28 protein-coding genes and 1 pseudogene are annotated in these 25,494 nt (G+C 70.9%); 18 read left to right on the forward strand and 11 right to left on the reverse strand.

The window, feature by feature from the left end:
* Window positions 1-7: 7 nt before the first annotated feature.
* The 4 genes from AVL59_RS45405 to AVL59_RS45420 form a co-directional block, all read right to left on the reverse strand.
* Window positions 8-634: a TetR family transcriptional regulator gene (locus tag AVL59_RS45405; RefSeq protein ID WP_067316139.1), complete on the reverse strand. Its 627-nt coding sequence runs from the start codon at window positions 632-634 to the stop codon at window positions 8-10.
* A 195-nt stretch (window positions 635-829) separates the two neighbouring features.
* Window positions 830-1,537 carry an HAD family hydrolase gene (locus tag AVL59_RS45410; protein WP_079147301.1) on the reverse strand — a complete coding sequence of 236 codons (708 nt, stop codon included), beginning with the start codon at window positions 1,535-1,537 and terminating at the stop codon, window positions 830-832.
* A gap of 49 nt (window positions 1,538-1,586) precedes the next feature.
* Window positions 1,587-2,825: a GNAT family N-acetyltransferase gene (locus AVL59_RS45415; protein WP_067316140.1), complete on the reverse strand. Its 1,239-nt coding sequence runs from the start codon at window positions 2,823-2,825 to the stop codon at window positions 1,587-1,589.
* A 71-nt stretch (window positions 2,826-2,896) separates the two neighbouring features.
* Window positions 2,897-3,490, reverse strand: coding sequence for an RsiG family protein (locus tag AVL59_RS45420; protein ID WP_067316142.1), 594 nt, complete (start codon window positions 3,488-3,490; stop codon window positions 2,897-2,899).
* Between the two features lie 160 nt (window positions 3,491-3,650).
* On the opposite strand from AVL59_RS45420, the gene dtd reads away from it, so the two are divergent.
* Window positions 3,651-4,076 carry a D-aminoacyl-tRNA deacylase gene (gene dtd / locus AVL59_RS45425; RefSeq protein ID WP_067318544.1) on the forward strand — a complete coding sequence of 142 codons (426 nt, stop codon included), beginning with the start codon at window positions 3,651-3,653 and terminating at the stop codon, window positions 4,074-4,076.
* Window positions 4,077-4,120: 44 nt separating this feature from the next.
* Here dtd and ygfZ read toward each other — a convergent pair whose 3' ends face one another.
* The 3 genes from ygfZ to AVL59_RS45440 are packed head-to-tail and all read right to left on the reverse strand — an operon-like array spanning window position 4,121 to window position 6,126.
* Complete coding sequence (ygfZ, locus tag AVL59_RS45430) at window positions 4,121-5,086, reverse strand: CAF17-like 4Fe-4S cluster assembly/insertion protein YgfZ (RefSeq protein WP_067316143.1); 966 nt, start codon at window positions 5,084-5,086, stop codon at window positions 4,121-4,123.
* A gap of 10 nt (window positions 5,087-5,096) precedes the next feature.
* Window positions 5,097-5,534, reverse strand: a complete 438-nt coding sequence (locus AVL59_RS45435; RefSeq protein ID WP_067318546.1) for a Fur family transcriptional regulator — start codon at window positions 5,532-5,534, stop codon at window positions 5,097-5,099.
* Window positions 5,535-5,550: 16 nt separating this feature from the next.
* Window positions 5,551-6,126, reverse strand: coding sequence for a heme-binding beta-barrel domain-containing protein (locus AVL59_RS45440; RefSeq protein ID WP_067316145.1), 576 nt, complete (start codon window positions 6,124-6,126; stop codon window positions 5,551-5,553).
* 288 nt (window positions 6,127-6,414) lie between these two features.
* On the opposite strand from AVL59_RS45440, the gene AVL59_RS45445 reads away from it, so the two are divergent.
* Entirely contained in the window at window positions 6,415-6,777 is a 363-nt protein-coding gene (locus tag AVL59_RS45445; protein WP_067316147.1) for a DsrE family protein, read from the forward strand.
* 18 nt (window positions 6,778-6,795) lie between these two features.
* Here AVL59_RS45445 and AVL59_RS45450 read toward each other — a convergent pair whose 3' ends face one another.
* Window positions 6,796-7,059 (reverse strand): DUF3099 domain-containing protein, encoded by a 264-nt coding sequence (locus AVL59_RS45450; RefSeq protein WP_067316149.1) that lies wholly within the window; start codon window positions 7,057-7,059, stop codon window positions 6,796-6,798.
* A 217-nt stretch (window positions 7,060-7,276) separates the two neighbouring features.
* Between AVL59_RS45450 and AVL59_RS45455 the strand changes: the two genes are divergently transcribed.
* From AVL59_RS45455 to AVL59_RS45470, 4 genes are all read left to right on the forward strand, one after another.
* Window positions 7,277-8,014 carry an LmeA family phospholipid-binding protein gene (locus AVL59_RS45455; RefSeq protein WP_067316150.1) on the forward strand — a complete coding sequence of 246 codons (738 nt, stop codon included), beginning with the start codon at window positions 7,277-7,279 and terminating at the stop codon, window positions 8,012-8,014.
* Between the two features lie 413 nt (window positions 8,015-8,427).
* Window positions 8,428-9,267, forward strand: coding sequence for a sulfurtransferase (locus tag AVL59_RS45460; protein WP_067316152.1), 840 nt, complete (start codon window positions 8,428-8,430; stop codon window positions 9,265-9,267).
* Window positions 9,268-9,311: 44 nt separating this feature from the next.
* A complete protein-coding gene (locus AVL59_RS45465; RefSeq protein WP_028421436.1) occupies window positions 9,312-9,599 on the forward strand; it encodes a DUF1416 domain-containing protein in 288 nt (95 codons plus the stop codon).
* A 519-nt stretch (window positions 9,600-10,118) separates the two neighbouring features.
* Window positions 10,119-12,758 (forward strand): hypothetical protein, encoded by a 2,640-nt coding sequence (locus AVL59_RS45470; protein ID WP_159400224.1) that lies wholly within the window; start codon window positions 10,119-10,121, stop codon window positions 12,756-12,758.
* A gap of 34 nt (window positions 12,759-12,792) precedes the next feature.
* Here the strand turns inward: AVL59_RS45470 and AVL59_RS45475 are convergent, their stop codons facing one another.
* Genes AVL59_RS45475 through AVL59_RS45485 form a run of 3 tightly spaced genes read right to left on the reverse strand, consistent with a single transcriptional unit; the run spans window position 12,793 to window position 15,173 of the window.
* The gene (locus tag AVL59_RS45475) at window positions 12,793-14,016 is read right to left on the reverse strand and encodes a hypothetical protein (RefSeq protein WP_067316156.1); all 1,224 of its coding nucleotides are present in this window, start codon (window positions 14,014-14,016) and stop codon (window positions 12,793-12,795) included.
* Window positions 14,017-14,020: 4 nt separating this feature from the next.
* The gene (locus AVL59_RS45480) at window positions 14,021-14,275 is read right to left on the reverse strand and encodes a MoaD/ThiS family protein (RefSeq protein WP_067316158.1); all 255 of its coding nucleotides are present in this window, start codon (window positions 14,273-14,275) and stop codon (window positions 14,021-14,023) included.
* Window positions 14,276-14,321: 46 nt separating this feature from the next.
* The gene (locus tag AVL59_RS45485; protein WP_079147302.1) at window positions 14,322-15,173 is read right to left on the reverse strand and encodes an alpha/beta hydrolase; all 852 of its coding nucleotides are present in this window, start codon (window positions 15,171-15,173) and stop codon (window positions 14,322-14,324) included.
* A gap of 170 nt (window positions 15,174-15,343) precedes the next feature.
* Here AVL59_RS45485 and AVL59_RS45490 point away from each other — a divergent pair, with 170 nt between their 5' ends.
* From AVL59_RS45490 to AVL59_RS45550, 12 genes and pseudogenes are all read left to right on the forward strand, one after another.
* Complete coding sequence (locus AVL59_RS45490) at window positions 15,344-16,123, forward strand: winged helix-turn-helix transcriptional regulator (protein ID WP_067316161.1); 780 nt, start codon at window positions 15,344-15,346, stop codon at window positions 16,121-16,123.
* 97 nt (window positions 16,124-16,220) lie between these two features.
* Window positions 16,221-17,243 carry a LacI family DNA-binding transcriptional regulator gene (locus AVL59_RS45495; protein WP_079147303.1) on the forward strand — a complete coding sequence of 341 codons (1,023 nt, stop codon included), beginning with the start codon at window positions 16,221-16,223 and terminating at the stop codon, window positions 17,241-17,243.
* Window positions 17,244-17,355: 112 nt separating this feature from the next.
* The gene (locus AVL59_RS45500) at window positions 17,356-18,381 is read left to right on the forward strand and encodes a S1C family serine protease (RefSeq protein ID WP_067316165.1); all 1,026 of its coding nucleotides are present in this window, start codon (window positions 17,356-17,358) and stop codon (window positions 18,379-18,381) included.
* Window positions 18,382-18,412: 31 nt separating this feature from the next.
* Window positions 18,413-18,661, forward strand: a complete 249-nt coding sequence (locus AVL59_RS45505; RefSeq protein ID WP_067316167.1) for a hypothetical protein — start codon at window positions 18,413-18,415, stop codon at window positions 18,659-18,661.
* A 106-nt stretch (window positions 18,662-18,767) separates the two neighbouring features.
* On the forward strand, window positions 18,768-19,502 hold the full coding sequence (locus AVL59_RS45510; RefSeq protein ID WP_067316169.1) for a response regulator transcription factor: 735 nt from the start codon (window positions 18,768-18,770) through the stop codon (window positions 19,500-19,502).
* Window positions 19,499-20,962, forward strand: a complete 1,464-nt coding sequence (locus AVL59_RS45515) for a sensor histidine kinase (RefSeq protein WP_067316171.1) — start codon at window positions 19,499-19,501, stop codon at window positions 20,960-20,962. Before AVL59_RS45510 ends, AVL59_RS45515 begins: the two co-directional genes overlap by 4 nt.
* 253 nt (window positions 20,963-21,215) lie before the next feature.
* A pseudogene (locus tag AVL59_RS50170) lies at window positions 21,216-21,515 on the forward strand (hypothetical protein); the annotation flags it as partial.
* Window positions 21,516-22,254: 739 nt separating this feature from the next.
* Complete coding sequence (locus AVL59_RS45530) at window positions 22,255-22,977, forward strand: hypothetical protein (protein WP_067316176.1); 723 nt, start codon at window positions 22,255-22,257, stop codon at window positions 22,975-22,977.
* A 126-nt stretch (window positions 22,978-23,103) separates the two neighbouring features.
* Window positions 23,104-23,535, forward strand: a complete 432-nt coding sequence (locus AVL59_RS45535; RefSeq protein WP_067316178.1) for a DUF2690 domain-containing protein — start codon at window positions 23,104-23,106, stop codon at window positions 23,533-23,535.
* 26 nt (window positions 23,536-23,561) lie between these two features.
* Window positions 23,562-23,981, forward strand: coding sequence for a DUF2690 domain-containing protein (locus AVL59_RS45540; RefSeq protein WP_067316180.1), 420 nt, complete (start codon window positions 23,562-23,564; stop codon window positions 23,979-23,981).
* Between the two features lie 19 nt (window positions 23,982-24,000).
* Window positions 24,001-24,378 (forward strand): hypothetical protein, encoded by a 378-nt coding sequence (locus AVL59_RS45545; RefSeq protein WP_067316182.1) that lies wholly within the window; start codon window positions 24,001-24,003, stop codon window positions 24,376-24,378.
* On the forward strand, window positions 24,378-25,445 hold the full coding sequence (locus AVL59_RS45550; RefSeq protein WP_067316184.1) for a peptidoglycan recognition protein family protein: 1,068 nt from the start codon (window positions 24,378-24,380) through the stop codon (window positions 25,443-25,445). Before AVL59_RS45545 ends, AVL59_RS45550 begins: the two co-directional genes overlap by 1 nt.
* The last annotated feature ends 49 nt before the right edge of the window (window positions 25,446-25,494 follow it).

Consider the following 25,494-nt stretch of genomic DNA (forward strand, 5'->3'; position numbering starts at 1 on the left):
AAATTTATTACCGGGTATCACCTGCTCGGCCCGTGAGCCCGGGGAGCCCCGCCGCCAACCGCCCGAAGGCCCGCTCGGCCGCCTCCACCGCGTCCGGCCGTACGCCCTCCACGTCCTCCCCCGCCGCGATCCGCCGCCAGTTCTCCAGCGCGAGGATCCGCTGCACGGCGATGATCTGCCCCGCGGCCAGCCGTGCGTCCAGACCGCCGCCGAGGGCCTCGGCGAGCGCCTCCTCCGACCGCTCCAGATACCCGTACAGCCGCGCCACCAGGGCGGGCGTGCCGTACAGCAGGGTGTGGAAGGCGAGCACCGCCGGATGGCTGTTCAGGCCGGTGACCGGATCGCACTCGTCCAGCCCGGCGAGGAAGTTCCGGCGCAGCGCGTCCAGCGGCTCGGCCGCTCCCGCCACCACCCGCGCGGCCTCCGTCTCGTGGTCCGCGAACCGGTACAGGACCAGGTCCTCCTTGGCGGGGAAGTACCGGAAGAGGGTCGGCTTGGAGATCCCGGCCGCGGCGGCGACCTCCGCGACCGACACCGCGTCGAAGCCCCGCTCCAGGAACAGCCGCACGGCGGTGTCCGACACGTCCTGGTACATCCGCTGCTTCTTACGCTCACGCAGGCCCATCTCTCCCATAGGGCGAGCCTACGCAGGGGCGGGCCGCACCCCGGCAGGCGCCGGAGGCGAGCGGGGCCCGGACGACCACCGCTCCAAGGCGTGCGCCGCTCGTCGGGCGGCAGACCGCCCAGCTCGACCTCGTCCCCGTTCAGCAGCGCGTTCCGGAACTCCGCCACCAGCTCGTTCGGAGTACGGCGCACGCCAGGCCCCCGGTCAGAGGTTCCCTGACGGGGTCCGGCCGGAGCGGGTCGCCCTGAGGGCCGACAGAACCGGCTCGAACGATCTCACGATCGCCGAGGCACCGGCCTGCCGCAGGAGGTTCTCCTCGTCCTGGTTGCGCGCGTGGCCCAGGAACGGCACACCTGCCGTCTGCGCGGCGCGCAGGTCCGCCGGTGTGCCACCGATGACCAGCGCATCCGCGGGCGCGGTGCCCATCGCGTCCAGTGCGCGATCGAGGCGATACGGGGCGTCCTGGGTGCGGCCGTGGATGTGCGGGCCGAAACAGGAGATCAGACCACGGCTGTCGAGATAGGCCCGGACCGCCCGTGCAGAGGTGTCGGTGGCTATGGCCATGCGGGCGCCGATAGCCGTCCAGGTGCGGATCAGGGGATCGGCGTAGGCGGTCGGCATCGCCGAGGACACGGCCCGCAGCTCCTCCCGGGCGAGCAGTTCCTCCAGCTCGGCCCGCAGGTCGGTGCCCGGCGGGAGACGGTGCGCGGCGCGCAGCACCACCCGGGGGTCGCGCGTCTCCCGTTCGGCGTCGGTCAGCAGGCCGGACAGGCCCTGCCGCTCCAGCGGCGCCACCAGCGCGGCGGCCGCCCGCTCCGCTTCGTGCCCGGCGAACAGGCGGCAGATCGGCCCGTCGAAGTCCCATACGACGACACGAGCCGGTGCGATCAGTTCGGTCAGCTCAGGGGTCACCAGGAAAGTGTCGGGTCCGTGGTGACGATTTCCCAGAGGGCGTCGAACGCTAGAACACGTCCGGGCACCAAGGGCGCCTGGAGCCGCGCAGCAGCGCGTCCGCCGTGCGGACGGCGCCCGCCCGCTCCTCCCGTACCCGGCCGAGCGCGGCCAGCCGCGACGCGGACTCGTCGCCCAGCCACAGCGCCGCCAGCTCGGACACGTCGAGGACCAGATCGGCGTCCCGGGTGGTCACGGCGCAGGAGGCCCCGTCGGGGGACGCCTCCAGCAGATACCGGCCCTGGGCGAGACCGGCCCCGTCCACGACCTCCAGCACCAGCGAGCCCGTCGCCTCGTACGCACGCGCCTGAAGGGCCCGTACGACGTCCAGGATCCGCACCCACAGCCAGTCCGCGTGGTCGGTGACGCGGGCCGCGCGCGGGTCGGGCAGGAAGAAGGGCAGCAGGTCGTCCGGGCCGCGCCAGCCGCTCTTGACCTTGGTGATCCAGTCGATGGAGCACAGATACCGCCACAGGGCGCGCTCGGCCTCCGGGGTCGCGGCGATCAGCCAGTTGACCTCGGCGGTGTCGTGCGGCTGCTTGTGGTGCCAGGTGTCGTCCGACTCGTACGACACCATGCCCTGCACCTCGCCGGAGGCCGAGCGGTAGACGGCGTAGAACGGCTCTTTCCAGGTGCCGCCGAAACGCACGACGCCGGTGTTCACCTGCCACCACAGCTCGTTGCGGCTGACCGCCCCGGGCTGTGCGCGGCGCACCCGCTCATACAGCTCGGGGCCGAGCTTGCGCACGTCCTCGCCGTCCACGAGGTCGATCCGGCTGCCGTCCTCGGGACCGGACCAGCGGGGGTCGAGGCCCGCGCGGGGGACCTCGACGGACCACTGGGTCGTCCAGGTCGCCGGGCCGAAGCCGAAGCGGCCGTAGATCGGGTACTCGGCGGCGATCAGGGTCGCGACGACGTCACCGCGCTCCTTCGCCGCCGCCAGGTCCCGGCCCATCATCCGGCTCAGCAGGCCGCGGCGGCGGTGCGTGGCGGTGACCGTGACATTGGATATGGCGTTCGCGGCGACGGAGGTGCCGCCCACCGCGGTCAGCTCCTGGGCGAAGGAGCGGAAGGTCGCCACACAGCGGCCGCCGTCGAAGGCGCCGAGCAGACGCCCCTCGACGAACTGCCGGCGGCGCGCTTCCAACTGCTCGGCCGTCAGCACCGGCTCCTGCAGGAATCCGGTGCACAGCGCACGGTGCCAGTCCTCGAACTCGGCCTCGGTGACGGTGCGGACGTCGATCGTCATGGGGTCACCGTAGGCGCGCGGACAGAGGCGTGTCGCGCGGATTTCGCCCGCCCCGCCCGTCCGCCGCCCCCTCAGGTCAGCAGGTCGTCCACCTGCGCCTCGCCGACCCGGTAGCGGCGCGCGATCTCCCCGCTGCACTCGTCGGTGGTGCCCTGCAGCCGCTGGCGGCGCCGGGAGACCTCCTGCTCATAGCCGACCAGGCGGCCCATCGCGGTGGTCAGTTCGAGGTCGGTGCGGGCCTCGAGGTCCGACAGCTCGACCTCGGCGAGCATCTCCGCGGCCAGCCGCCGGTACTCCTCGTTGTGCGGGGTGCCGAGCGTGACATGGCGGGCCGAGGAGCGGTTGCGGGCCGGGGCGTCGGTGAGGATCTCCGGGAGCCGCTCCACCACGGAGGCGTCCGCGGGCGCCGGCACCGACGCCCGGCCCCGCCGTGCCAGTTCCGCGCGCAGGATGTCGATCCGGCCCTGCAACAGCCGCCGCACATAACTGAGATCCGCCTCGTCGCGCTGGGCGTCACGGCGCAGCGCCCGCAGTTCCGGCAGGCTCAGCCGGGCCAGGTCGTGCGCGGGCGGCTCCGCGGGCAGCGACGGCCCGGACGGGCTGTCGCCGCGCTGTGCGGGCGGCCGGTGGGTCTCCAGCCGCCCGCTGGTGCTCGGTGTGCTCATGTTGCTTGTGACCGTCCCCTCGACCGGCGTGTGGAAGCATCGTGCCACCCCAAGTGGCCACTATGTGACCGAGTGCCCCCGAACGGCCCCAGATGGGGGGTTAAGGATCAATAATGGGCCCCTGGTGAGGGCGTACGGGCCACCCGGCATGATGGTCCGCATGCGAGCGGTGGTGCAGAGAGTGGACGGCGCGAGCGTCGTCGTGGACGGCGCGACGGTGGGCGCGATCGAGGGCGAGGGGCTGTGCGTCCTCGTCGGCGTCACCCACGAGGACACCAAGGAGAAGGCGGCCCAACTGGCCCGCAAACTCTGGTCGATCCGGATGCTCCAGGACGAGAAGTCGTGCAGCGACATCGACGCCCCGCTGCTCGTCATCAGCCAGTTCACCCTTTACGGCGACGCCCGCAAGGGCCGCCGCCCCACCTGGAACGCGGCCGCCCCCGGCGAGAGCGCCGAACCGCTGGTGGACGAGGTGGTCGCCCAGCTGCGCGCACTGGGTGCCACGGTGGCCACGGGCCGGTTCGGGGCGAAGATGCGGGTGTCCCTGACGAACGACGGCCCGTTCACCGTGCTTCTGGAGATCTGAGATCCCCCCGAGTGGGGGCGATCAGACCCGAGTCGCACCGCGCCTCAGGGCTCCACGACGACTTCCTGGGCGGCGGCCGTGTTCCCGGCGACCAGGGGCTCGTCCACGGGGACGTTCCGCTTGACCAGCGCCAGTGCCACCGGACCCAGCTCGTAGTGACGCACCGAGGTCGTCACGAAGCCGATCTTGCGTCCGTCCGGGCCCTCACCGGCGACCCGGATCTCCGTGCCCGGCGCGGGCAGATGGACCTCACTGCCGTCCAGGTGCAGAAAGACCAGCCTCCGAGGCGGCTTGCCCAGGTTCTGCACGCGGGCGACCGTCTCCTGCCCCCGGTAGCAGCCCTTCTGGAGGTGGACCGCGGTGCCGATCCAGCCCAGCTCGTGCGGGATGGTGCGGTGGTCGGTCTCGAAGCCGAGGCGGGGGCGGTGATGCTCGACCCGCAGCGCCTCGTGGGCGAGCAGGCCGACGGCGGGTCCCGCCTTCGCCGCGAAGTCCTCCAGCTGCGCCCGCGGCAGGAACACATCACGGCCGTACGCCGTCTCGCGCACGACGACGCCCTCCGGCACCTCGGCGATCGACCCGGCCGGCAGATACACCACGGCGACATCGGCCGTGCGGTCGGCGACATCGACGCGGTAGAAGAACTTCATGGACTCCAGGTACGCGATCAGCGCCTCCTGGGTGCCGGGCTCCACATGGGCCCAGACCGTCGTACCGTCGTCCACCAGGTACAGGGCGTGCTCGATGTGCCCGTGCGCGGAGAGGATCAGCGCCTCGGTGGCCTCGCCCGCGGGCAGATCGCTGACGTGCTGGGTGAGCAGCAGATGCAGCCAGCTCAGACGGTCCTCGCCGGTGACGGTGACCACCCCGCGGTGGGAGAGGTCGACGAAGCCGGTGCCGTCGGCGAGGGCGCGCTGCTCGCGGAACAGGTCGCCGTAGTGGGCGGCGACGCCTTCGTCCACGCCCTCGGCGGGGACGGCGCCGGGCAGGGACAGCAGAGGGCTCTTCATACGGGTAAGCCTACGACTTGGTACTTGAACCCTTGAGCGAACAGGCCTGACAGCGGCCGAAGATCGCGAAGTGCTTCATGTCGGTGTCGAAGCCGAACTGGTCCCGCAGCTTGGCCGTGAAGTCCGCGGCCACCTCGACGTCCGCCTCGATGACGTTCTCGCAGTCGCGGCACACCAGGTGGAGATGGTGGTGGCGGTCGGCGAGGTGGTAGGTGGGCGCCCCGTGGCCGAGGTGGGCGTGACTGACCAGGCCCAGCTCCTCCAGCAGCTCCAGCGTGCGGTAGACGGTGGAAATGTTGACCCCCGACGCCGTCTTCCTCACCTCGCCGAGGATGTCGTCGGGGGTCGCGTGCTCCAGGGTGTCCACGGCTTCGAGCACGAGTTGCCGCTGCGGCGTCAGCCGGTAGCCGCGCTGCCTGAGGTCGCTCTTCCAGTCGGTGCTCACCACACCACAGAGCATAGGACTACTTGAAGAATGCGATCCCGTCGTCCGGCATGTCGTCCGGCAGGGCCTTGGCCCAGCGCTCGACGTCCTCCGGGGTGACGACCTTCTTCAGGTGGGCCGACATGTAGGGGCGCAGCTCGACCTCGGGGGTCTGCTTCTCGCCGACCCACATCAGGTCGCTCTTGACGTAGCCGTACAGGCGCTGGCCGCCGCTGTACGGGCCGGAGGCTGCCGTGCGCGCCACGGTGTCCGTGACCAGGTCGATCTGCGGCTTCTTGGCGGCCAGCTCGCCGTACCAGATCTCCACGACGCCGTCGTCGCGCGTCATCGTGACCTCGACCTTGCGGTCGGCGTCGATCCGCCAGAAGCCGGACTCCGACTCCAGCGGGCGGACCTTGTTGCCGTCGTTGTCCAGCACCCAGGTGCGGGAGTGGTACTCCAGGAAGTCCCGGCCGTCGTGGCTGAAGGTGACTTCCTGCCCGAAGTTGCACTTCTCCGAGCCGGGGAAGTCGTGCACGCCCGCGCCGGCCCAGTTACCGAGCAGGAAGGCGAGCGGGACGAGGTCCTTGTGCAGGTCGGACGGGATCTCGATCATGAGGGGCGGTTCCTAGGTGGGGGTCAGCGCTGGCCCTGGTACAGCTTCTTCACGGTCAGTCCGGCGAAGGCGAGGACGCCGACGCAGACCAGGACCAGCAGGGTTTCGAAGAAGATCTCCACGGGTGCTCCTTGAGCGAGGGTGGGCGTACGACAGAGCCGGGGCCCAGCTTACGCGGCCGGGGCCCTGCCCTCCTGACGAGGGCCCGTCGGCAGACCGGGCCGGCTCCGGCCGACGGCGCCCGGCCGGCACGGGTGGGCGGAGCCCTGTGCGGGCTACGCTTCCGGCATGGCGAAGAAGCTCGTGATCAAGGTGACTGCCGGCTCCGATGCCCCCGAGCGCTGCTCGCAGGCGTTCACGGTGGCGGCGGTGGCCGTGGCCAGCGGGGTCGATGTCTCCCTGTGGCTGACCGGTGAGTCGTCCTGGTTCGCGCTGCCGGGGCGCGCCGCCGAGTTCGAGCTGCCGCACGCGGCGCCGCTGCCGGACCTGATCGACTCGATCCTCGCGGCCGGCCGCGTCACGCTGTGCACGCAGTGCGCCGCCCGGCGCGAGATCACCGAGAAGGACGTCCTCGAGGGCGTACGGATCGCGGGCGCGCAGGTCTTCGTACAGGAGTCACTGGCGGACGACACCCAGGCGCTCGTGTACTGAACAGTCCCTGCCACGACGCTACGACCTGGGCCGCTTCTTGCCGTCCAGCTCGTCCCACCACTCGTCGGACTGCGGGTCCCCGGAGGGATCGTCCCACCAGCGGTCCTCCGGCCCCCGCCGGTTGGCCATCACCGCGGCGACCGGCGGGATGACCATGGCCACCACGCACATCCCGACGGCCGCGGGAACCGACCAGAGGCGCACGACTGCCCACGCCAGGACGAAGAGGACGATGCACGTCCCCATCATGGCGAAGTACACGTGACGTCGCCGTGCGTACATGGTTCCAGAGTAGGTCTCCGCGTACGGTTCAGCCGTAGCGGCGATCGGCGGCACACCGGGGAAGGCGGCCACAGGAGAGGGCCGTGGAGAGACGACGGGCGGAGTCCGGCAGGCCCGGGCCCCCTGTCACAAGTGATCCACAATCGGCTGCCCGGCGGGCCGTACGGAGCTACCGTTGCGTAGCCGTACACGTCAACGACCCGGGGGACACACCACCATGCGCGCCCTGCGAATAATTCTGATTCTCGTCGTGATTCTGGGCGGGCTCTTCGTGATCGTGGACCGGGTCGCCGTGCACTTCGCCGAGAGCGAGGCCGCGGACAAGCTGAAGGCGACGCAGAACCTGGCCTCGACGCCGGACGTGAGCATCAAGGGCTTCCCGTTCCTGACCCAGGTGGCGGGCGGCTCCCTGGACGATGTCGAGGTCGGCATCAAGGACTACCAGGCGACCACCGGTACGGCGGGCAAGACGATCCGTGTGGACGACCTGAAGGCCGACATGAAGGGCGTCGACTTCTCCGGCGACTACAGCTCCGCCACCGCGGCCACCGCCACCGGCACCGCGACGATCTCCTACGACGAGCTGCTGAAGACCGCCAAGGCCGAGCCGACCCAGGTCGCCCCGGGCGTCACCGCCGAGGTCGTCGGCCTCTCCGACGGCGGCAACGGCAAGATCAAGGTCGCGGTGGCGGCCACCGTCTTCGGCGCCAAGCTGCCCGAGCCGGTCTATGTGCTCAGCTCGGTCGCGGTGGAGAACGACAAGGTGAAGGTGCACGCCGACGCCCTGCCGAGGCTCGGCGGCGCCGACATCGCCGAGGGCCGCATCCGGCAGATCACCGACTTCCAGCAGGCCGTCGACCACCTCCCCGGCGGCATCAAGCTGGACAAGGTGCAGGCCGCCAAGGACGGCGTGGAGATCAGCGTGAAGGGTTCGGACGTCAAGCTGGCGGGGTAGGACGACCGATCGAGCCTCGGTGTCCGAGTGGCGAGACGCCTCGTCCGTACCGCAGATGCATGGAGCGACCCCAGCGCCCGGAAGCCGTGGAACGCGGCTCCGGGCGCGTCTCATGTCCCGCTATACGGACGATCGCGTCTCAGCATGCGACACACCGGTGACATGCCCACCGGACGTCCCTACGATCGGGGCCATGAAGCGACAGGCGGTTCTCACAAAGCGGCGGGCAGTGGACCTGTGCCGCGTTGCCGCCATGCTCTGTCGCCCCTTCTGAGCGAAATTCCGCGGGGAATCCCGTGGATGCCGCATTCTCAGCCGCCCTGTCTGGAAGGGCACCCGTGCGCCGCTCGGGCCTGAGCGCGCACCCTCGCTATACGCACCCCCCGCCGTAACTGCCCCGGAGGAGATTGAGCATGAGCCGCAGCGACGTCCTGGTCGACGCCGACTGGCTCCAGGAGCACCTGGACGACCCGACCATCGCCATCGTCGAGGTGGACGAGGACACGTCCGCCTACGAGAAGAACCACATCAGGAACGCGATCCGCATCGACTGGACCAAGGACCTCCAGGACCCGGTGCGCCGCGACTTCGTCGACCAGGCGGGCTTCGAGAAGCTCCTCTCGTCGAAGGGCATCGGCAACGACACCCTGGTGATCCTCTACGGCGGCAACAACAACTGGTTCGCCTCCTACGCCTACTGGTACTTCAAGCTGTACGGCCACGAGAACGTCAAGCTCCTCGACGGCGGCCGCAAGAAGTGGGAGCTGGACGCCCGCGAGCTGGTCGAGGAGGTGCCCGAGCGCGCCGGTACCGCTTACAAGGCCCAGCCGCAGAACACCTCGATCCGGGCCTTCCGCGACGACGTCGTGGCGGCCATCGGCTCGTACAACCTGGTCGACGTCCGCTCGCCCGACGAGTTCTCCGGCAAGCTGCTCGCGCCGGCCCACCTCCCGCAGGAGCAGTCGCAGCGCCCGGGCCACGTCCCGACCGCGAAGAACATCCCGTGGTCGAAGAACGCCAACGACGACGGCACCTTCAAGTCGGACGACGACCTGAAGGAGCTGTACGCCACCGAGAACGTGGACCTCGCCAGGGACACGATCGCCTACTGCCGCATCGGTGAGCGTTCGGCCCTGACCTGGTTCGTGCTGCACGAGCTGCTGGGCGTCCAGAACGTCAAGAACTACGACGGCTCCTGGACCGAGTACGGCTCCCTCGTCGGCGTGCCGATCGAGCTCGGCGCCGGCAAGTAATCCCACCCGACCGACCTTCTGGTCAGACCCCTCTGGAGAAAGACATGTGTGGAGCGAAGGCCGGCGGCCCCGACGCCTCGACGATCAAGCCCGGTGAGACCACGATCCAGGGTCAGGTGACCCGCGACGGCGAGCCGGTGACGGGCTACGTGCGTCTCCTGGACTCGACCGGAGAGTTCACCGCGGAGGTGCCCACCTCCGCCACGGGCCAGTTCCGCTTCTACGCGGCCGAGGGCACCTGGACCGTGCGGGCTCTCGTTCCCGGCGCCACGGCCGACCGTACGGTCGTCGCCCAGAAGGGCGGGCTGGCGGAGGTCGCCATCGCGGTCTGAACGGACCGGACGGGCTCAGTGACGGGCTCTCAGTGACGGGCCGAAGGGCCGTACCCCCTGGGTTGGACGCCAGTGGGGGTACGGCCCTTCGGCTTCCCGCCGCCTCATGGGCGCGCCCCCTCCGCCCCGCCGACGCACACCCGCGTGCCGTGCTTCGGGAGGTAGCAGGCGGTGACGCGGTCCGGCGTCCGCGTGGTGAGCATCGGTGTGGAGAGGTAGCCGCCGGTCTTCGCCGGGCGACGGGGCGCCCATGTACCGGACCTCGACGGGCAACGTCTATGCCAACGAGGGCAGCCACTGGGACATCACGTTCAAGTGACCGCCCGCGCGAAGAGGGCCGCATTCCCCTGCCGGGGGGGTGCGACTCTTCGGCCTGAGGTGCGGGGGCGTCATGTGTGCCGCGCGCACCGGGACGAAAACACCTGAGCGGCTTTCATGGACGAAATCAAGTCAAAGCCGGTTATATGACCTTGAGTTGGGGCGTAGCGCCGCCTTCTGGGTCTCTCCTATTCTCATTTCATGGCATCCGTGATCGCCAATGTCCGGGATTTCGGCGCTGTGCCTGGCCCGGACGGCTCCACCACGTGTTCGGACGCGTTCCAGCGGGCGGTGGACTCACTGGACGAGAACATCGGCGGGATCGTCTTCGTACCTGCCGACTCCCAGCCCTACGAACTCCGGCGGTCGGTGATGGTCGACCGCAACAAGGTCCGCGTCGTCGGTGAAGGCAGTACCGCGAGCACGCTGCACAGCGCGGGGGCCACGCCCGCGCTGACCTTCGGTCTCCGGCGCATCACCCATGGGCGGCCGTTGAGCGACGGGCACTGGGCCGATCTGCGCGGCATGCTCGACGCCTCCGTCACCGACCGGCGGTGGGGCTGCCGCTCGCGCGTCCCCTCCCCGGTGGAGGGGGAGCCGACGAGCGAGGCCACGGTGACCTTTCCCTGCTCCCCTTTCCAGTTCGGCCCGCCGGACGGCAACTACTGGTCCGACGTCCGCCGGCTGACGCTCGACTTCGTGGTGCGCAACGACGCCATGCCGTGGTCCGCACAGCCGCTGTTCGGCATGGCCGACGCGTTCTACCGGCCGTCGCCCTTCTGCGCGTACGTCGAAGCGAACTCCGGCGTGGTCGTCTTCAGGTTCCGGACGGCCGACGGACTGCAGCGCGACGTCCGGATCCCCTTCGACCCCGCACAGCCCGTGCTGCGCTGCTCTCTCCAACTCGACCTGGACGCACGCACGGTGGCGGCCTGGACGAACAGACAGCAGGCGACGCAGCGGATCCAGGTGCGGCCGGACCTCGCATTGGTCAACGACGGATGGGCGCCCGGGGAATCCGGCGGCGAACTCGCCTTCGTGCCCAACTGGTACGCCCCGTTCAGGATCGCCGCCGTGGGGCCGGAGTCGTCCGGCTGGGGCGGCGGTGGCGAACTGCCCGGCGGGCCGAAACAGCCCGTCGATCTCACCTTCGGCGCGCTGCGGTTCTCCGACACCCTCCGCTACCGGGACCTCGGGGAGGGCCAGGAGCAGCAGGACGCGCACGGCAAGGTCGACGACCTGCGCTGCCTGACCGTCGAACCCCATGTCTTCGGGGCCCTGACGATGCGGGAGGAGGTGCACAAGAGCGCCGCGGGCGTGCCCGACCTCCAGATCCTGTGGGAGGGAATCGGAACGTTCGGGCACGGCTTCTTCGTACCGCACGACCTTGTCGAATACGTGGAGGGAAACGGGTGCGAGAAGCTGAACGTCAGGGGCTTCTCATTCGCCCCCAGGCCCGCCAACTACGGCCAGGTCATCGGGCTGGGGCTCCTGTACAACATGTCGCTGAACGACCTGAAGGTGGAATTCGGCGCACAGGGGCTGAGCACGCACCACTTCGGCGCCAACTACCCGGTCTCCCTGCGTTCCTGCCGGTTCGAGCACCAGAGCGACTGCGCGGTCTACAGCTACTTCCAGAACACCACCGCCGACTACATGGGCCTGGGCTATTACGGGCGCTCCGCGTTCAAGGCCCTCAGGTCCCGCGTGGACCTGCGCAACGTCTACTGCACCGACTCCAAGGTCTGTGAATCGGCCGTCAGGCTGTTCCAGACCCAGGCGGTACTCGACAACTGGCAGATCGACTTCGAGGGATTCACCGAGGATCTGCCCCGCGACAGCTACATCTGGGCGAGCATCGCCGACGACATCGGCGGACCGACCCAGCTGTGCCTGCGCGACTGCGTCGGGAGCGCCGGGGGCGAACACACGGTGGCGATCCGGCTGGTCAGCAACGAACGCGGGGCCGGGTTGCCGGACATCTCCAGGCAGGCCGGCTGGTGCACCATCGAAAGGTCCTTCAACCACTTCTCGGACCCCCGCATGCCCGCGCTCGTGGCGGTCGACGGCCCGCTGTGGCAGGGCCTCTACGAAGGCATCCCGCCCACGGACAAACCTCTGGTGATCAACACCGCCACGCCGGGCGCGTCCGCCAGGATCGGCATCGGGACGGTCCCGCCCCCGGCCACCGTCCCCTTCGTACCCCCCGCCGGCGACCCGCTGCTCGGGCTGCCGGGCCTGATCGGCTACTACCGCGCCGACGCGCTCGGCCTGCGGGACGGCGCCCCGGTGACCAGCCTCACCGACCTCAGCCCCGCCGGCCACCACGGCACCCCCGTGGGCAGCCCGGCCGTGCTCGACAGCTCGGCGGCAGGCGGCCTCGCGGCCCTGCGCTTCGCCGGCGGCCGGTACGAGTTCGCCGGGACGGCGGGCACGACAGGTGCCGCGACCTGGTTCTTCGTCGCGAAACGGCTGCCGTTCTTCGAGTCGGCCCCCGGCCGTCGCGGTTCGCTCCGCACATACGGGCAGGGCTTTCTGATCGACCCCCACCTCCTGACGTACTGCGCCGAATCCGACACGGACTGGGCGGTGTACGCCGTCCGCTGCACCGCCGGACCCGCCCGCCGGCTCCAGACCTACGTCAACAGCTACCCGTACGACCTCCGCAGGGACGACCGGGCCAGCACCGTCGCGTGGGCCACTCCGGTCCTGTCCCATCGCGACGACGTGAAGTTCCGGGGGCTCCTGGCCGCCGCGGTCATCTGCGACGCGGCACTGGACGACGAGCAGGTGACCGACACCTGCCGGTACCTGCTGCACCGCTACCGCATCCCGGTCTGACGCCGACCGGCCAGGAAGGAGACCCGAACGGCGACTAGCCCAGCGCCCGCCCCAGCACCCACACCACCGGCGCGGCCGCCGACAGCGGCAGGGCCACGCCCGCCGTGAAGTGGACGAAGCGGGACGGATAGTCGTAGCTGGCGACCCGGTGGCCGACCAGGGCGCAGACACCCGCCGCCGCCCCCAGCGCGGCGCCCTTCGCGCCGAAGCCCGTCATACCGCCCACCGCGATGCCCGCGCCGGCGGCGGCCAGCACGGAGGCCACGACCGAGGCCGGGCCGGGCAGGGGCAGGGCGCGGGCCAGGACGGCCACCGCGACCGCCGCCGCGCCCACCGACACCGCGTCCGGATCGGCGGCCAGGTAGCCCGTCGCGAGGACCGTGAGGGCCGCGGAGACGACCGTCGCCATCAGGCCGTACATCCGCTCGTCGGGCGAGGCGTGCGAGCGCAGCTGGAGCACCAGCGACAGCAGGACCCAGACGCCGAGCGGGCCGAGGATCGCGACCGGCGCGTGGTCGCGGCCGGCGGCGAGGACCGCGACATCCGCGGTGAGCCCGCCCGCGAAGGCCAGCGCGATGCCCTGCCGGGCGGGCCACATGCCGTTCAGCCGGAACCAGCCGGCGGCCGTGACGGCCTGCAGCAGCACCAGGGGCACGACGAGCGCGTACGAGGCGACGGGCGCCGTGGCGGCGAGCAGCACGCCCAGCAGCGCGGTGAGCGCCGCCGGCTGCATGCCGGGCGCGATGATCGGCGAGCGGCCCTCCGACCGGGCCCGCTGGGCGTCGGTGACCCGGGTGTTGCCGGCGAGGGTGGCGGGGCCGTAGGAGGGGTCCGCCTCGTCGGCGTGCTCCGGTTCGGGGGCCGCGGACGGCTGGGGCTGCGGCGCGGGCGCGGAAGCGGGTTCGGGCGCGGGTGTGGGTGTGGGTGTGGGCTGTGCGTACGGCTGCTGGTACTGCTGCTGGTACGCCTGCTGGTGGTACTGCTGCTGGTGGGCCTCCTGCGGCGGGTACGCCGTCCCCTCCGCCGGCATCGACGCGTGCGTCTGCGTCTCCCAGGTCTGGCCCTGCCACTGCTGGGTGTCCTGCGGGTCGTAGCCGGTCTGCTCGTACTGGCCTGCCTGCCCCGCGTACTGGTCGTACCCGGACCAGGCCTGCTGTGCCTGGTGCTGCTGGTGCTCTTGGTGCTGCTGGTGCTGCTGGTGCTGCTGGTAGGGGTCGTAGCCCTCGTAGGGGCCGCCCTGATACGGCTGGTCGCTCATCGCCTCACCCTCCTGCGAACGGCGGGAGCACCTCGACCGTGCCGCCCTCGGCCAGCCGTACCGTCTCATGTGCGCGGGTCCCGACGGGGTCACCGTCGACGAGGAAGGAGCATCGCTGCAGGACGCGCGTGAGTTCACCGGGGTGTCGCGCACGCACGGCGGCGAGCGCGTCGGCGAGGGTGGCCGCGTCGTACGGCTCCTCGGCGACCTGGGCCGCGGCCTTGGCAGCGGCCCAGTAGCGGACCGTGACCTTGGGCATCTGGTTCCTCAATCGACGGCAAGAAAGAAACAAAGACGGGGCCAGGCTAGCCCGCCCGTGCGACCGACCAGTGCCCGATCCGGGCCAGCAGTCCGTCGTCGGCCGCGTGTTCGGCGTGGCCCATGCCGGGCTCCAGCCAGAGTTCTCCGTGGCCACCGGCCGCCTCGGCGAGCATCCGGGGATGGTCGAGGGGGAAGTAGCCGTCGCGGTCGCCGTGCACGATGAGGAGCGGGGTGGGAGCGATGCGCGGGACCGCTTCCGCCGGGGACAGCGGCACCGGATTCCAGTCCCGGTGGTGGATGCGGGTGCGCAGGCCGTAGCGGCCGACCAGGCGGCCCTCGGGGCGGGTGACCAGCCAGTGCAGGCGGCGCATGGGGGCCGTGCCCCGGTAGTACCAGCGCGCGGGGGCGCTGACCGAGACCACCGCGTCGACCGTGCCGGGGTGCAGGGCCGCGTGCCGCAGCACCACCGAGCCGCCCATGGAGAAGCCGACGCTCACCACGCGCGCGTGCCCGAAGCCGCGCGCCCACCCCACCGCCGCGGCCAGGTCCAGCACCTCCCGGTCGCCGACCGTGGAGCGGCCGCCGGAGGCGCCGTGCCCGCGGAAGGAGAAGGTGACGACGGAGCCGTAACGGGCCAGCGCGTCCGCCACCCTTCGCACATGCGGGCGGTCCACGTCCCCGGTGAAACCGTGGGCGATCACGAACACGAGGTCGCCGGAGAATGGACGGGAGGTGTCCGGCGCCGCTTTGTATACGACCGTGCCCGGGTTGTATACGGAATCGACCGGGATCCCGTCGGCGGTGCGCAGAAACGTCCGGATAGGCCCCCCTCTGCCTGTCTCGGCATTCGGACGAACGGTGGAACGTGCCGCATGACCTGCCGGACGATTGCTCATGTGGGCTATTCTGCTGGGCAGAGGACTCGGGCAGCGTAGCCCCCGGGTCCTTTTGTGCTTTCGGAAGCGTTGTATACGAAGCGGGAAACCGCGGGTGTACGGGGCCCCCGGGATCGCAGAGCAGTGCCCGTCCGCACAGCCCTCGCAGGGACCGAGGAGGAACCAGACGTATGAGTTCTCTGCTGCTCCTGACCAACGCCCTCCAGCCGTCGACGGAGGTGCTGCCCGCGCTCGGACTGCTGCTGCACAACGTGCGGGTGGCCCCGGCGGAGGGCCCCGCCCTCGTCGACACCCCTGGCGCCGACGTCATCCTCGTCGACGGGCGCCGCGACCTGCCGCAGGTGCGCAGCCTGTGCCAGCTGCTGCGCTCCACCGGCCCCGGCTGCCCCCTCCTGCTCGTCGTCACCGAGGGCGGCCTGGCCGCCGTCACCGCCGACTGGGGCGTCGACGACGTACTGCTCGACACCGCCGGCCCGGCGGAGGTCGAGGCCCGGCTGCGGCTGGCCATGGGCCGGCAGCAGATCGTCAACGACGACTCCCCCATGGAGATCCGCAACGGCGACCTGTCCGTCGACGAGGCCACCTACTCCGCCAAGCTCAAGGGCCGGGTCCTCGACCTCACCTTCAAGGAGTTCGAGCTCCTGAAGTACCTCGCCCAGCACCCGGGCCGCGTCTTCACCCGCGCCCAGCTGCTGCAGGAGGTCTGGGGCTACGACTACTTCGGCGGCACCCGGACCGTGGACGTGCACGTACGGCGGCTGCGCGCCAAGCTCGGCCCCGAGCACGAGTCGCTGATCGGAACCGTCCGGAACGTCGGTTATCGATTCGTTACGCCCGAGAAGGGCGACCGGTCCGGCGACGAGGCCAAGGCCAAGGGGAGCCGGGCAAAGACGGAAGATGCGGACGCCTCGGCCGTCCTGGACGCCTCCGAACTCCACGCGGACGCCTAGCGCAGGCATGGACACCGCTCCGGCTGGGCATTGCTTCCGCACAGCCGGGATGCGATACGCCCTGCCCAGAGCGGGTCCATCCGCGTAGACTCCGCGCGTGGCCAAGGTGACTCGGGATGACGTGGCACGGCTGGCTGGGACCTCCACCGCCGTCGTCAGTTATGTCATCAACAACGGACCCCGGCCGGTCGCCCCGGCCACGCGCGAGCGTGTCCTCGCGGCGATCAAGGAACTGGGGTACCGGCCCGACCGGGTCGCCCAGGCGATGGCGTCCCGGCGCACCGACCTCATAGGCCTGATCATCCCGGACGCCCGCCAGCCGTTCTTCGGCGAGATGGCGCACGCGGTCGAGCAGGCCGCCTCCGAGCGCGGGAAGATGGTGCTCGTCGGCAACACCGATTACATCGGCGAACGCGAGGTTCACTATCTGCGCGCGTTCCTCGGTATGCGGGTCTCCGGCATGATCCTCGTCTCGCACGCCCTGAACGACCTCGCGGCGGCCGAGATCGAGGCCTGGGACGCCCGGGTGGTGCTGCTGCACGAGCGCCCGGAGGCCATCGACGACGTCGCCGTCGTCACCGACGACCTGGGCGGCGCCCAGCTCGCCGTACGCCATCTGCTGGAGCACGGCTACGACTACGTCGCCTGTATGGGCGGTACGGCGGAGACGCCGGCCGTGGGCGACCCGGTCTCCGACCACGTCGAGGGCTGGCGGCGGGCCATGGCCGAGGCGGGCGTCTCCACCGAGGGCCGCCTGTTCGAGGCGCCGTACAACCGCTACGACGCCTACCGGGTGGCCCTGGAGGTGCTCTCGGGCCCCGACCGGCCGCCGGCGGTCTTCTGTTCCACCGACGACCAGGCGATCGGCCTGCTGCGAGCCGCGCGCGAGCTGCGCATCGACGTCCCCCGGGAGCTGGCGGTGGCGGGCTTCGACGACATCAAGGAGGCGGCGCTCGCCGACCCGCCGCTGACGACGGTCGCCTCGGACCGTTCGGCGATGGCCCGGGCGGCGGTCGACCTCGTCCTGGACGACGGGCTCAGGGTGGCGGGCTCCCGGCGCGAGCGGCTGAAGACGTTCCCGTCCCGGCTGGTCGTACGCACCAGCTGCGGCTGCGGCTGAGCCGCCGCCTTCAGAGCCGGGCCACCGCCTTTATATCGGGCAAACACGGTTCTGCCGGGCTTCTCAGGGAGCACTCAGGAAGCTCTCATGGTCGCAGGGAAGGCTGTTTGTCATGACCGAGAGCATCCGCCGCAGCGGCGAGTACGACGAGAACCCCCAGGGTCCCTACGCTCCGCAGCACGCCTACTCCGCTCCCGTGAACCCCGAGTGGCCGCCCCCGCCCTCGTACCAGCCGGCGGCGGCCCCGGACCCCGGGCCCGCGCCGCGCAGGAAGCGCGCCCGCGGCCCGGTCGGGCTGCTCGCCGCGGTGGCGATCGTCGCGGCCGCCGTCGGCGGTGGCACGGCCTACGCCTTCCAGCAGCTGACCGGGAAGGACACGGCCGCCTCGGCCGGTACCACCACCAACGTGGTGCCCACCGGCAAGAAGGGCGACGTCGCCGCGATCGCCTCCGCGGTCAGCCCGAGCGTGGTCGAGGTCCAGGCGACCCTCGGCAACGGCTCGTCCACCGGCTCCGGCGTGATCATCACCGGCAACGGCGAGATCGTCACCAACAACCACGTCATCTCCGGCGCCTCCTCCGTCAAGGTGCGCACCAGCGACGGCAGGGTCTACCCGGCCGAGGTCGTCGGCACCGACAGCTCCAAGGACCTCGCGCTGATCAAGCTGAAGGGCGCCTCGGGCCTGAAGCCCGCCGCGCTCGGCAGCTCCTCTTCCGTCCAGGTCGGTGACGCGGTCGTCGCGATCGGCTCCCCCGAGGGCCTGACCGGCACCGTCACCAGCGGCATCGTCTCCGCGCTCAACCGTGACGTGACGGTCTCCACGGACGAGAGCCAGGGCCAGGGAGGCGACGGACAGTGGCCGTTCCAGTTCGGCGGCCGACAGTTCAACGGCGACACGGGCTCGTCCACGACGACCTACAAGGCGATCCAGACGGACGCCTCGCTCAACCCCGGCAACTCCGGCGGCGCGCTGATCGACGCGGCCGGCCGCGTCATCGGCATCAACTCCGCGATGTACTCGTCGAGTTCACAGGCCTCGTCCTCCTCGGACGCGGGCAGCATCGGCCTCGGCTTCGCGATCCCCATCAACACCGTCAAGTCCGACCTGGCGAAGTTGCGGGCCGGCTCCACCAGCTGACCGATCCACCCGGCACATCAGGGAGCACGTCATGATCAGGAAGGTTTCCCACCAGGCCGCCGGCACCGGCCCGGCCGCCCTCGCACTGGCCCTCTCGGTCGCGTACGAACTGCACGCGCCGACCGCGGCGACCCGGCCCGCCCCGGCCCCCCGGCCCCCGCAGATCGCCCACGTCCCCGAGATGATGGGCCTGCGCACCTCGGCCGACCGCCCGCACCGCCGCAAGGTGCCGCTGCGCCGCCTGAACACGGTCCGCGGCCTGGCGGTGCTCCAGGCCTAGCCCGGTCCGCGTGCCCGGCGGGCCGGAAACATGCGACGCTGAGAGACGCTCCCGCCGAGAGACACTCCGTCCACACGCCCCACCGCACCCCGAGGAATCGCGAGCGATGAGTCCCGCCGAAGGCGACCGTGACCCCCTGCGCATTCTGATCGTCGACGACGAGCCCGCCGTCCGCGAGGCACTCCAGCGCAGCCTCGCCTTCGAGGGGTACGACACCGAGGTCGCGGTCGACGGCGCGGACGCGCTGGAGAAGGCCACGGCCTACCGGCCGGACCTGGTCGTCCTGGACATCCAGATGCCCCGCATGGACGGTCTGACGGCGGCGCGGCGCATCCGGGGCACCGGGGACACGACCCCGATCCTCATGCTCACGGCCCGCGACACGGTCGGCGACCGGGTGACGGGACTGGACGCCGGGGCCGACGACTACCTGGTCAAACCCTTCGAACTGGACGAACTCTTCGCCCGCATCCGTGCACTCCTGCGCCGCAGCTCCTACGCGGCGGCGGTCTCCCCCGAGGCCCAGCAGGACGAGGCGCTCACCTTCGCCGATCTGCGCATGGACCTCGCGACACGGGAGGTCACGCGCGGCGCGCGGCAGGTGGAGCTGACCCGCACGGAGTTCACGCTCCTGGAGATGTTCATGGCCCATCCCCGCCAGGTACTCACCCGCGAGCAGATCCTCAAGGCCGTTTGGGGCTTCGACTTCGAGCCCTCCTCGAACTCACTGGACGTCTACGTCATGTACCTGCGCCGCAAGACGGAGGCCGGGGGCGAGCCGCGGCTCGTGCACACGGTCCGGGGCGTGGGGTATGTCCTGCGGCAGGGCGGCGCGGAGTGAGGAGGCTGGTACGCCGGTACCGGGCACTGCCGATCCGGGCACGCCTGGCGATGCTGGTCGCGGCCGCGGTGGCGTTCGCGGTGGCGGCGGTCTCGGTCACGTGCTGGTTCATCGTGCAGCGGAAGCTGTACGACCAGGTCGATGCCGACCTGCGCAAGGCCTGGCAGCCTCAGCACCTGAACGACGTGGTGGGCGCGCTCGCAACGTGTCCGCAGAAGCCCAGCCAGTCCAACCTCGGCATCCTCCGCAACAACGGCAACTACTACTACGTCGAGCTGGTCAAGCGGAACGGCACCGCCTGCGTGTCCTCCAGCTCCGCGGGGCGGGTGCTGACCACCTCTTCGGACACCGGTGTCATCGCTTCGTCCTCCGACGACGCCGTACAGCGCAACGGCACCGACTCCGACGGCCACGCCGTACGCGTCCTGACCGCGCCCCTCACCGTCACCCAGGGTTTCGGCAATCCGCCGGAGCTGTATCCGGGCACGGCCCTGCTCGTCGCCATCCCGCTGAGGAACACCCAGAACACGCTCAACGATCTCGCGCTGATCCTGCTTCTCGTCTCCGGCATCGGAGTGGTGGGTGCCGGCGCGGCCGGGCTCGCGGTGGCTCGTGCGGGTCTGCGTCCGGTCGACAAGCTCACGGATGCCGTCGAACACGTGGCGCGGACGGAGGACTTGAGCGTCCGCATCCCCGTGGACGAAGACAGCGAGGACGAGGTCGCCCGCCTCTCCCGGTCCTTCAACTCGATGACCACCGCGCTGGCCAGCTCCCGCGACATGCAGCAGCAGCTGATCGCGGACGCCGGTCACGAGCTCCGCACCCCCCTCACCTCCCTGCGCACCAACATCGAACTGCTCACCCGCAGCGAGGAGACGGGCCGCCCCCTCCCCCCGGAGGACCGCAAGGCGCTCCTCGCCTCCGTGAAGGCGCAGATGTCGGAACTGGCCTCGCTGATCGGCGACTTGCAGGAGCTGTCCCGCTCCGAGGGCCAGCGCGGCGAACGAGTCGAGGTGGTCTCCTTCCAGGACGCCGTGGAGTCGGCCCTGCACCGGGCCCGGCTGCGCGGCCCCGAGCTGACGATCGCGGCGGACCTGAAGCCCTGGTTCGTCCGCGCGGAGCCCTCCGCGCTGGAGCGGGCGGTCGTCAACATCCTCGACAACGCGGTGAAGTTCAGCCCCGAGGGCGGCACGGTCGAGGTGCAGCTGAGCGAGGGAGTGCTGACGGTCCGTGACCACGGCCGCGGCATCCCCGCCGACGAGCTCCCCTACGTCTTCGACCGCTTCTGGCGCTCACCGAGCGCACGTGCACTGCCGGGTTCCGGCCTGGGCCTGTCCATCGTGGCCCGCACGATCCAGCAGGCGGGCGGCGAGGTGACGCTGGCGTGGGCGGAGGGCGGCGGGACCGTGGCGACGGTGCGGTTGCCGGGGGCGGCTACGGCTCCGCCGGAGGCGGTGTAAGAGGTTCGCTTCGACCATTCAGCCAGCCGTAGCTCGAACATCAGACCTTCCGGCATACGTCACCCGAACGTGCGCGGACCCGCCTCACCCTCGAGCGAGCGTTGCTGCCCGCCCGGGGACGCCACCGAGCGGCTGTGGCCCAACCACCGTTCGCCGAACCACTGTTGACCGCACCCCCCGGTCACCGCATCGACGTATGCCCCTTTGAATGGGACACCCCTCTCGTACGCCCCTACCTCCTGGAGGTGTCCGCGTGAACGCCGCCGAAGGGCCGCAGGCCCCGCCCCCGGACACGCTCCGCCTCCTGCCCTGGACCACGCCCGAGGGCAAGCCCTGCCATCTCAGCGCCGACAGCGATAACAGCAGGCTCTCCCTGCTCGCTGACGACGTGGAAGATGCCCAGCTCGGCTCGGGTGAACAGGTGCTCGTCGGTGCCCGGGCCGTCCTGGCCGACGCCGGGGCGGGCGAACACGCGGTGCGCTTCGCGCTCACGAGGGCCGTGGAGTCACTGAGCGATGTGCCGCGCATCGCGGTCAGCCGCGGCCGGCGTATGCCCGGAAGCGGATTCCGAGCCGGTCTGACGGTGGGTCACCCGCCCGGATGCGCTCGGCGCGCGCGTGGTCGCGAGGGTGTGCATGGTGAGCATATGAACACCACATCTCGCCCCCAGAAGACTGTTTCCCGGATTCCGCGAGTGTTCGCGGTGAGCGCCGCCCTGAGCATCGCCTGTGCGGCAGGGCTGGCAACTGCCACCTCCGCAGTGGCGGCAACCCCCGCCACGCACGTCGCCGCAAAGGCCACCCCGGCATACGGCCACGGCGGAGGCGGCGACGGCTACGGCGACGTAAACAAGTGCGGCAACGGCATCCTCGACCTCCTCAACTTCTGCAACTGACATACACCCGGCGGCAGTTCCTGTCCGCCGACCGCACAACCACGCAGTGAAGAAGTCCACCCACCCGTCCCAGGGCGGTCAGGAGCAGGGCCAGGACCCCGCTCCCTGACCGCCCTGCCGACCGTGCCCGAAGGGCTATACGCCCGCTGCTCCGGCCGGGGCGGCAGCCAGGGCATCAACAACTCCGTGATCAGGGCCAGTACGGCCACCCGGTCACTGGAAGTCGGCCGCTTCCCTGCCGCTCCCCCTGAGCCGACGCCGCCGGCCCCGCATCGTCCTGGGCCAGGCCGCCCGGGCGATGCTCCGCGCCCTGCCGCTCTCCCAGGTCTCGTGGACCGCGACGCTCCGCCCTATGATCCCTCCGCACAGATGTACGGACAGGGGCGGTGGGCGGGGCATGGACGGGTACGGGAGCGGGATCGAGCGGGAGTACCGCAAGCGGAGACGGATACCGCTGCTCATGTCCTTCAGCATCGGGCTGCTGGGCCTGAACGGCCTCCACCACATGTGGGAGCACCACACCCTGCCCCACTGGGTTCCGTTGTCACTCCTCGCGCTCTACCTCGCGCTGTTCGCGAAGATGGCGCTGTACACCCGGCGTGGCCGCACGCTCGTCACGGCCCACGGGATCACCGCACGGCGGGCACTGACCGAGCGCGGCCGGGCCTGGCACGACATCTACGACATCCGGGTCGAACAGGTGCCGAACGCCGCCAAGTCCGCCCGTAAGTGGATCACCTACCTGTACGACACCGAGGGCCGCCGGTTCGTGCTGCCGCACATGGACGACCTGCAGCTGGACGACCCGCGCCGGGAAGTCGCCGCGCTGCGCGAGGCCGCCGCACCGCACCGCGGCGCCGCCTGGGAGCGGCGGCCGCAGGTGGAGGCCCTGATCCGGCGGCGGGCCGGACACCGCAAGGCATGGGAGCGGGCCGTCACCGGCGGGCTCATCGCCCTCCTGTGCGGCTTCCTGCTGTGGGTGGCGCTGCTGTTCACCGATCCCCACCCGCCCACACTCCTGCTGCTCCTGGGGCTTCCGCTGGCCACGTTCGCGGTGCTCGCCGCGCTGCTGCACCGGCGCTGGGAGTCCCAGGTCCCCGCGGCGCCGTGGGAGCCGTAGCCGAGCGCCTGTCTCTGGGACGTCCCTTGGACGCGGGACGGTTACCGGGACGCGGGGCGGCGGGGGAGATTGGGCGGGCTCGACATCCGAGCCTCCCCATCTCCTGCGAAGACAACGGAGTTCCCCATGCCTTCCCTGACCCGCCGTCTCGGTACGACGGGCGCCGTCATGGCGCTCGCCGCCTCCGGCCTGCTGTTCGGCACCGCCTCGCCCGCCTCCGCCGCGGCCGGCTGCTACGGGCCCGAATGCAACGGCCGCAACCCGGCCGACACGTCCTGCGCGAACGACGCGAGAACCATCGACACCACCTGGACCCAGGTCGAGCTGCGTTACAGCCCCTCCTGCCGTGCCGCCTGGGCACGACGGGTCGGCGGGATCAACGGCGGCACGGACACGCTCTGGGTCGAGAACTCGAAGGGCACGGCGTACTCGGTGGACGTCCCGAGCAACGCGAGCGGGAACTACTTCACCGCGATGGTCGACGACAAGGATCTGTGGGCCCGGGCCTGCGACAACCTCGGCAGCGACGGCGGCTACAACTGCACCTCCAAGTACTGACGGCCGCCGGAATGATCCCCGCACCCATGCGCGCCCTTGCCCGACGGCTCGTCCCGCTCGGCGCCTCGCTGCTGCTCGCCGCCTCCGGGCTGGTCCTCGGCTCCGCCTCGCCCTCGTCCGCGGCCACCTGGTGCCGGATGGACCTGTGCGACGGTCTGGACCCCGCCACCACCGTCTGCCAGGACGACGCGGAGACCGTGCACACCACGTACACCGGTGTCGAACTGCGCTACAGCCCGTACTGCCGTACCGCCTGGGCCCGGGTGAAGAACCCCGTGCCCTTCGACAAGTACGAGGTCATGAACAACCGGTACTTCGGCTACTCCTTCATCCCCACCGGCACGTACACGCAGTGGACGGCCATGATCCAGGACGCCGATCTCAAGTCCCACGCCTGCCAGTACGACGACCACGGCAACAACCCGATCTGCACGGACTGGTTCTGAACCCCTCTTGGAGTTGAACATGCGTTTCTTCAGCAAGGCGGGCACTGTCGCCGCCTCCCTCACCCTCACCCTCGCCGCGACGGCCGCACTCACCGTCGCCGCGCCGTCGGCCCAGGCGTACGACTTTCAGCACTACTCGATGGACGCCAACTCGCGCCTGCGGAACGGCCCTTCGACCTCCAGCTCGACGCGTGGGATCTCCACCCAGGAGCTGGACTTCTGGATCTACTGCTACACCCGCGGCACGTACGTGGACGACGGGCACTACCACACGGACATCTGGTACAAGGGCAACGTCCATGACCCCGGCACCAGCACGCAGTACTACGACGTCTACTCGTGGGGCGGCAACGTCAACACCCCCTCCGACCCGCCCGCGGGACTGGAGGCCTGCTGATGCGGACGCCCGCACCCCGCCGCCGTACCGTCCTCACCGGGGCGCTCGCCATCGGCGCCGGCACCCTGATGGCGTCCGGACCGGCCGCCGGTACCGCGCGGGCCGCGAGCGGTCCGACGATCGCCGGGACGGACACATGGGGCGCCCGGCCGCCCTCGAAGCCGCTCAACGTCATCGGCGGCGCCCCGGACAAGGTCATCGTCCACCACACCGCGACCGACAACGTCACCGACTACTCGCAGGCGCACTCCTACGCGCTGGCCCGCGCGATGCAGACGTACCAGATGGACACCGAGGGCTGGATCGACACCGGCCAGCACTTCACGATCAGCCGGGGCGGCTACATCACGGAGGGCCGCCACAGCAGCCTGTCCACACTGCAGTCGGGCACCCAGCACGTGGAGTCCGCGCACTGCACGGGGCAGAACACGGTGGCGATCGGCATCGAGAACGAGGGCACGTACAGCAGCGTCGATCCGCTCGGCACGCAGTACGCGGCACTCGTGGACCTCATCACCCACATCTGCCGGCAGTACGGGCTGCGCGCCTACCAGGTGTACGGGCACCGGGACTTCAACAACACCGAATGCCCCGGCGACCGCCTCTACGCGCTCATCCCGCAGATACGCAGGGACGTCGCCGCCCGTATCGGCGGCGATCCGACCGGCCCCGTCTGGCCGGTGCTGGCGAGCGGCTCCACCGGCGAACAGGTGCGGACGCTGCAGTACCTGCTGGTGCAGCGCGGGCAGACGCTCACCGTCGACGGCTCCTACGGGCCGGCGACGCAGGCCGCGGTCACCGCCTTCCAGAACACCACGCACGCCGCCGCCGACGGCATCGCGGGCAACCAGACCTGGAGCCAGGCGGTGGCGCCGCTGGCCGCCGGCGCCTCGGGCAGCGCCGTGAAGGCCGTGCAGAGCCAGCTCACCGCGCACGGCACCGCTACGACGGTGGACGGTGCCTTCGGGCCCGGCACCGCGGCCGGGGTGAGGTCCTTCCAGTCCGCGGCGGGCCTGCCCGCCGACGGCGTCGTGGACGCCCGGACCTGGAGCCGTCTGGTGGCCTGAACCCCCGTCGCCGGCGCATGAGGGTGCCCCCGCAGATCCTGTTCTGCGG

Origin of the sequence: Streptomyces griseochromogenes (genome assembly GCF_001542625.1) — a bacterium.
Taxonomy (GTDB): domain Bacteria; phylum Actinomycetota; class Actinomycetes; order Streptomycetales; family Streptomycetaceae; genus Streptomyces; species Streptomyces griseochromogenes.

Excerpts from the sequence above, each read along its gene's own strand:
- ygfZ (WP_067316143.1), bottom strand. The coding sequence starts at position 5,086 with ATGAAGAGCCCTCTGCTGTCCCTGCCCGGCGCCGTCCCCGCCGAGGGC.
- AVL59_RS45465 (WP_028421436.1), top strand. The coding sequence starts at position 9,312 with ATGTGTGGAGCGAAGGCCGGCGGCCCCGACGCCTCGACGATCAAGCCC.
- AVL59_RS45480 (WP_067316158.1), bottom strand. The coding sequence starts at position 14,275 with ATGCCCAAGGTCACGGTCCGCTACTGGGCCGCTGCCAAGGCCGCGGCC.
- AVL59_RS45440 (WP_067316145.1), bottom strand. The coding sequence starts at position 6,126 with ATGATCGAGATCCCGTCCGACCTGCACAAGGACCTCGTCCCGCTCGCC.
- AVL59_RS45540 (WP_067316180.1), top strand. The coding sequence starts at position 23,562 with ATGCGCGCCCTTGCCCGACGGCTCGTCCCGCTCGGCGCCTCGCTGCTG.
- AVL59_RS45545 (WP_067316182.1), top strand. The coding sequence starts at position 24,001 with ATGCGTTTCTTCAGCAAGGCGGGCACTGTCGCCGCCTCCCTCACCCTC.
- AVL59_RS45405 (WP_067316139.1), bottom strand. The coding sequence starts at position 634 with ATGGGAGAGATGGGCCTGCGTGAGCGTAAGAAGCAGCGGATGTACCAG.
- AVL59_RS45500 (WP_067316165.1), top strand. The coding sequence starts at position 17,356 with ATGACCGAGAGCATCCGCCGCAGCGGCGAGTACGACGAGAACCCCCAG.
- AVL59_RS45455 (WP_067316150.1), top strand. The coding sequence starts at position 7,277 with ATGCGCGCCCTGCGAATAATTCTGATTCTCGTCGTGATTCTGGGCGGG.
- AVL59_RS45510 (WP_067316169.1), top strand. The coding sequence starts at position 18,768 with ATGAGTCCCGCCGAAGGCGACCGTGACCCCCTGCGCATTCTGATCGTC.
- AVL59_RS45530 (WP_067316176.1), top strand. The coding sequence starts at position 22,255 with ATGGACGGGTACGGGAGCGGGATCGAGCGGGAGTACCGCAAGCGGAGA.
- AVL59_RS45415 (WP_067316140.1), bottom strand. The coding sequence starts at position 2,825 with ATGACGATCGACGTCCGCACCGTCACCGAGGCCGAGTTCGAGGACTGG.
- AVL59_RS45505 (WP_067316167.1), top strand. The coding sequence starts at position 18,413 with ATGATCAGGAAGGTTTCCCACCAGGCCGCCGGCACCGGCCCGGCCGCC.
- AVL59_RS45535 (WP_067316178.1), top strand. The coding sequence starts at position 23,104 with ATGCCTTCCCTGACCCGCCGTCTCGGTACGACGGGCGCCGTCATGGCG.
- AVL59_RS45460 (WP_067316152.1), top strand. The coding sequence starts at position 8,428 with ATGAGCCGCAGCGACGTCCTGGTCGACGCCGACTGGCTCCAGGAGCAC.
- AVL59_RS45550 (WP_067316184.1), top strand. The coding sequence starts at position 24,378 with ATGCGGACGCCCGCACCCCGCCGCCGTACCGTCCTCACCGGGGCGCTC.
- AVL59_RS45485 (WP_079147302.1), bottom strand. The coding sequence starts at position 15,173 with ATGAGCAATCGTCCGGCAGGTCATGCGGCACGTTCCACCGTTCGTCCG.
- AVL59_RS45420 (WP_067316142.1), bottom strand. The coding sequence starts at position 3,490 with ATGAGCACACCGAGCACCAGCGGGCGGCTGGAGACCCACCGGCCGCCC.
- AVL59_RS45490 (WP_067316161.1), top strand. The coding sequence starts at position 15,344 with ATGAGTTCTCTGCTGCTCCTGACCAACGCCCTCCAGCCGTCGACGGAG.
- AVL59_RS45470 (WP_159400224.1), top strand. The coding sequence starts at position 10,119 with ATGGCATCCGTGATCGCCAATGTCCGGGATTTCGGCGCTGTGCCTGGC.
- AVL59_RS45475 (WP_067316156.1), bottom strand. The coding sequence starts at position 14,016 with ATGAGCGACCAGCCGTATCAGGGCGGCCCCTACGAGGGCTACGACCCC.
- AVL59_RS45445 (WP_067316147.1), top strand. The coding sequence starts at position 6,415 with ATGGCGAAGAAGCTCGTGATCAAGGTGACTGCCGGCTCCGATGCCCCC.
- dtd (WP_067318544.1), top strand. The coding sequence starts at position 3,651 with ATGCGAGCGGTGGTGCAGAGAGTGGACGGCGCGAGCGTCGTCGTGGAC.
- AVL59_RS45450 (WP_067316149.1), bottom strand. The coding sequence starts at position 7,059 with ATGTACGCACGGCGACGTCACGTGTACTTCGCCATGATGGGGACGTGC.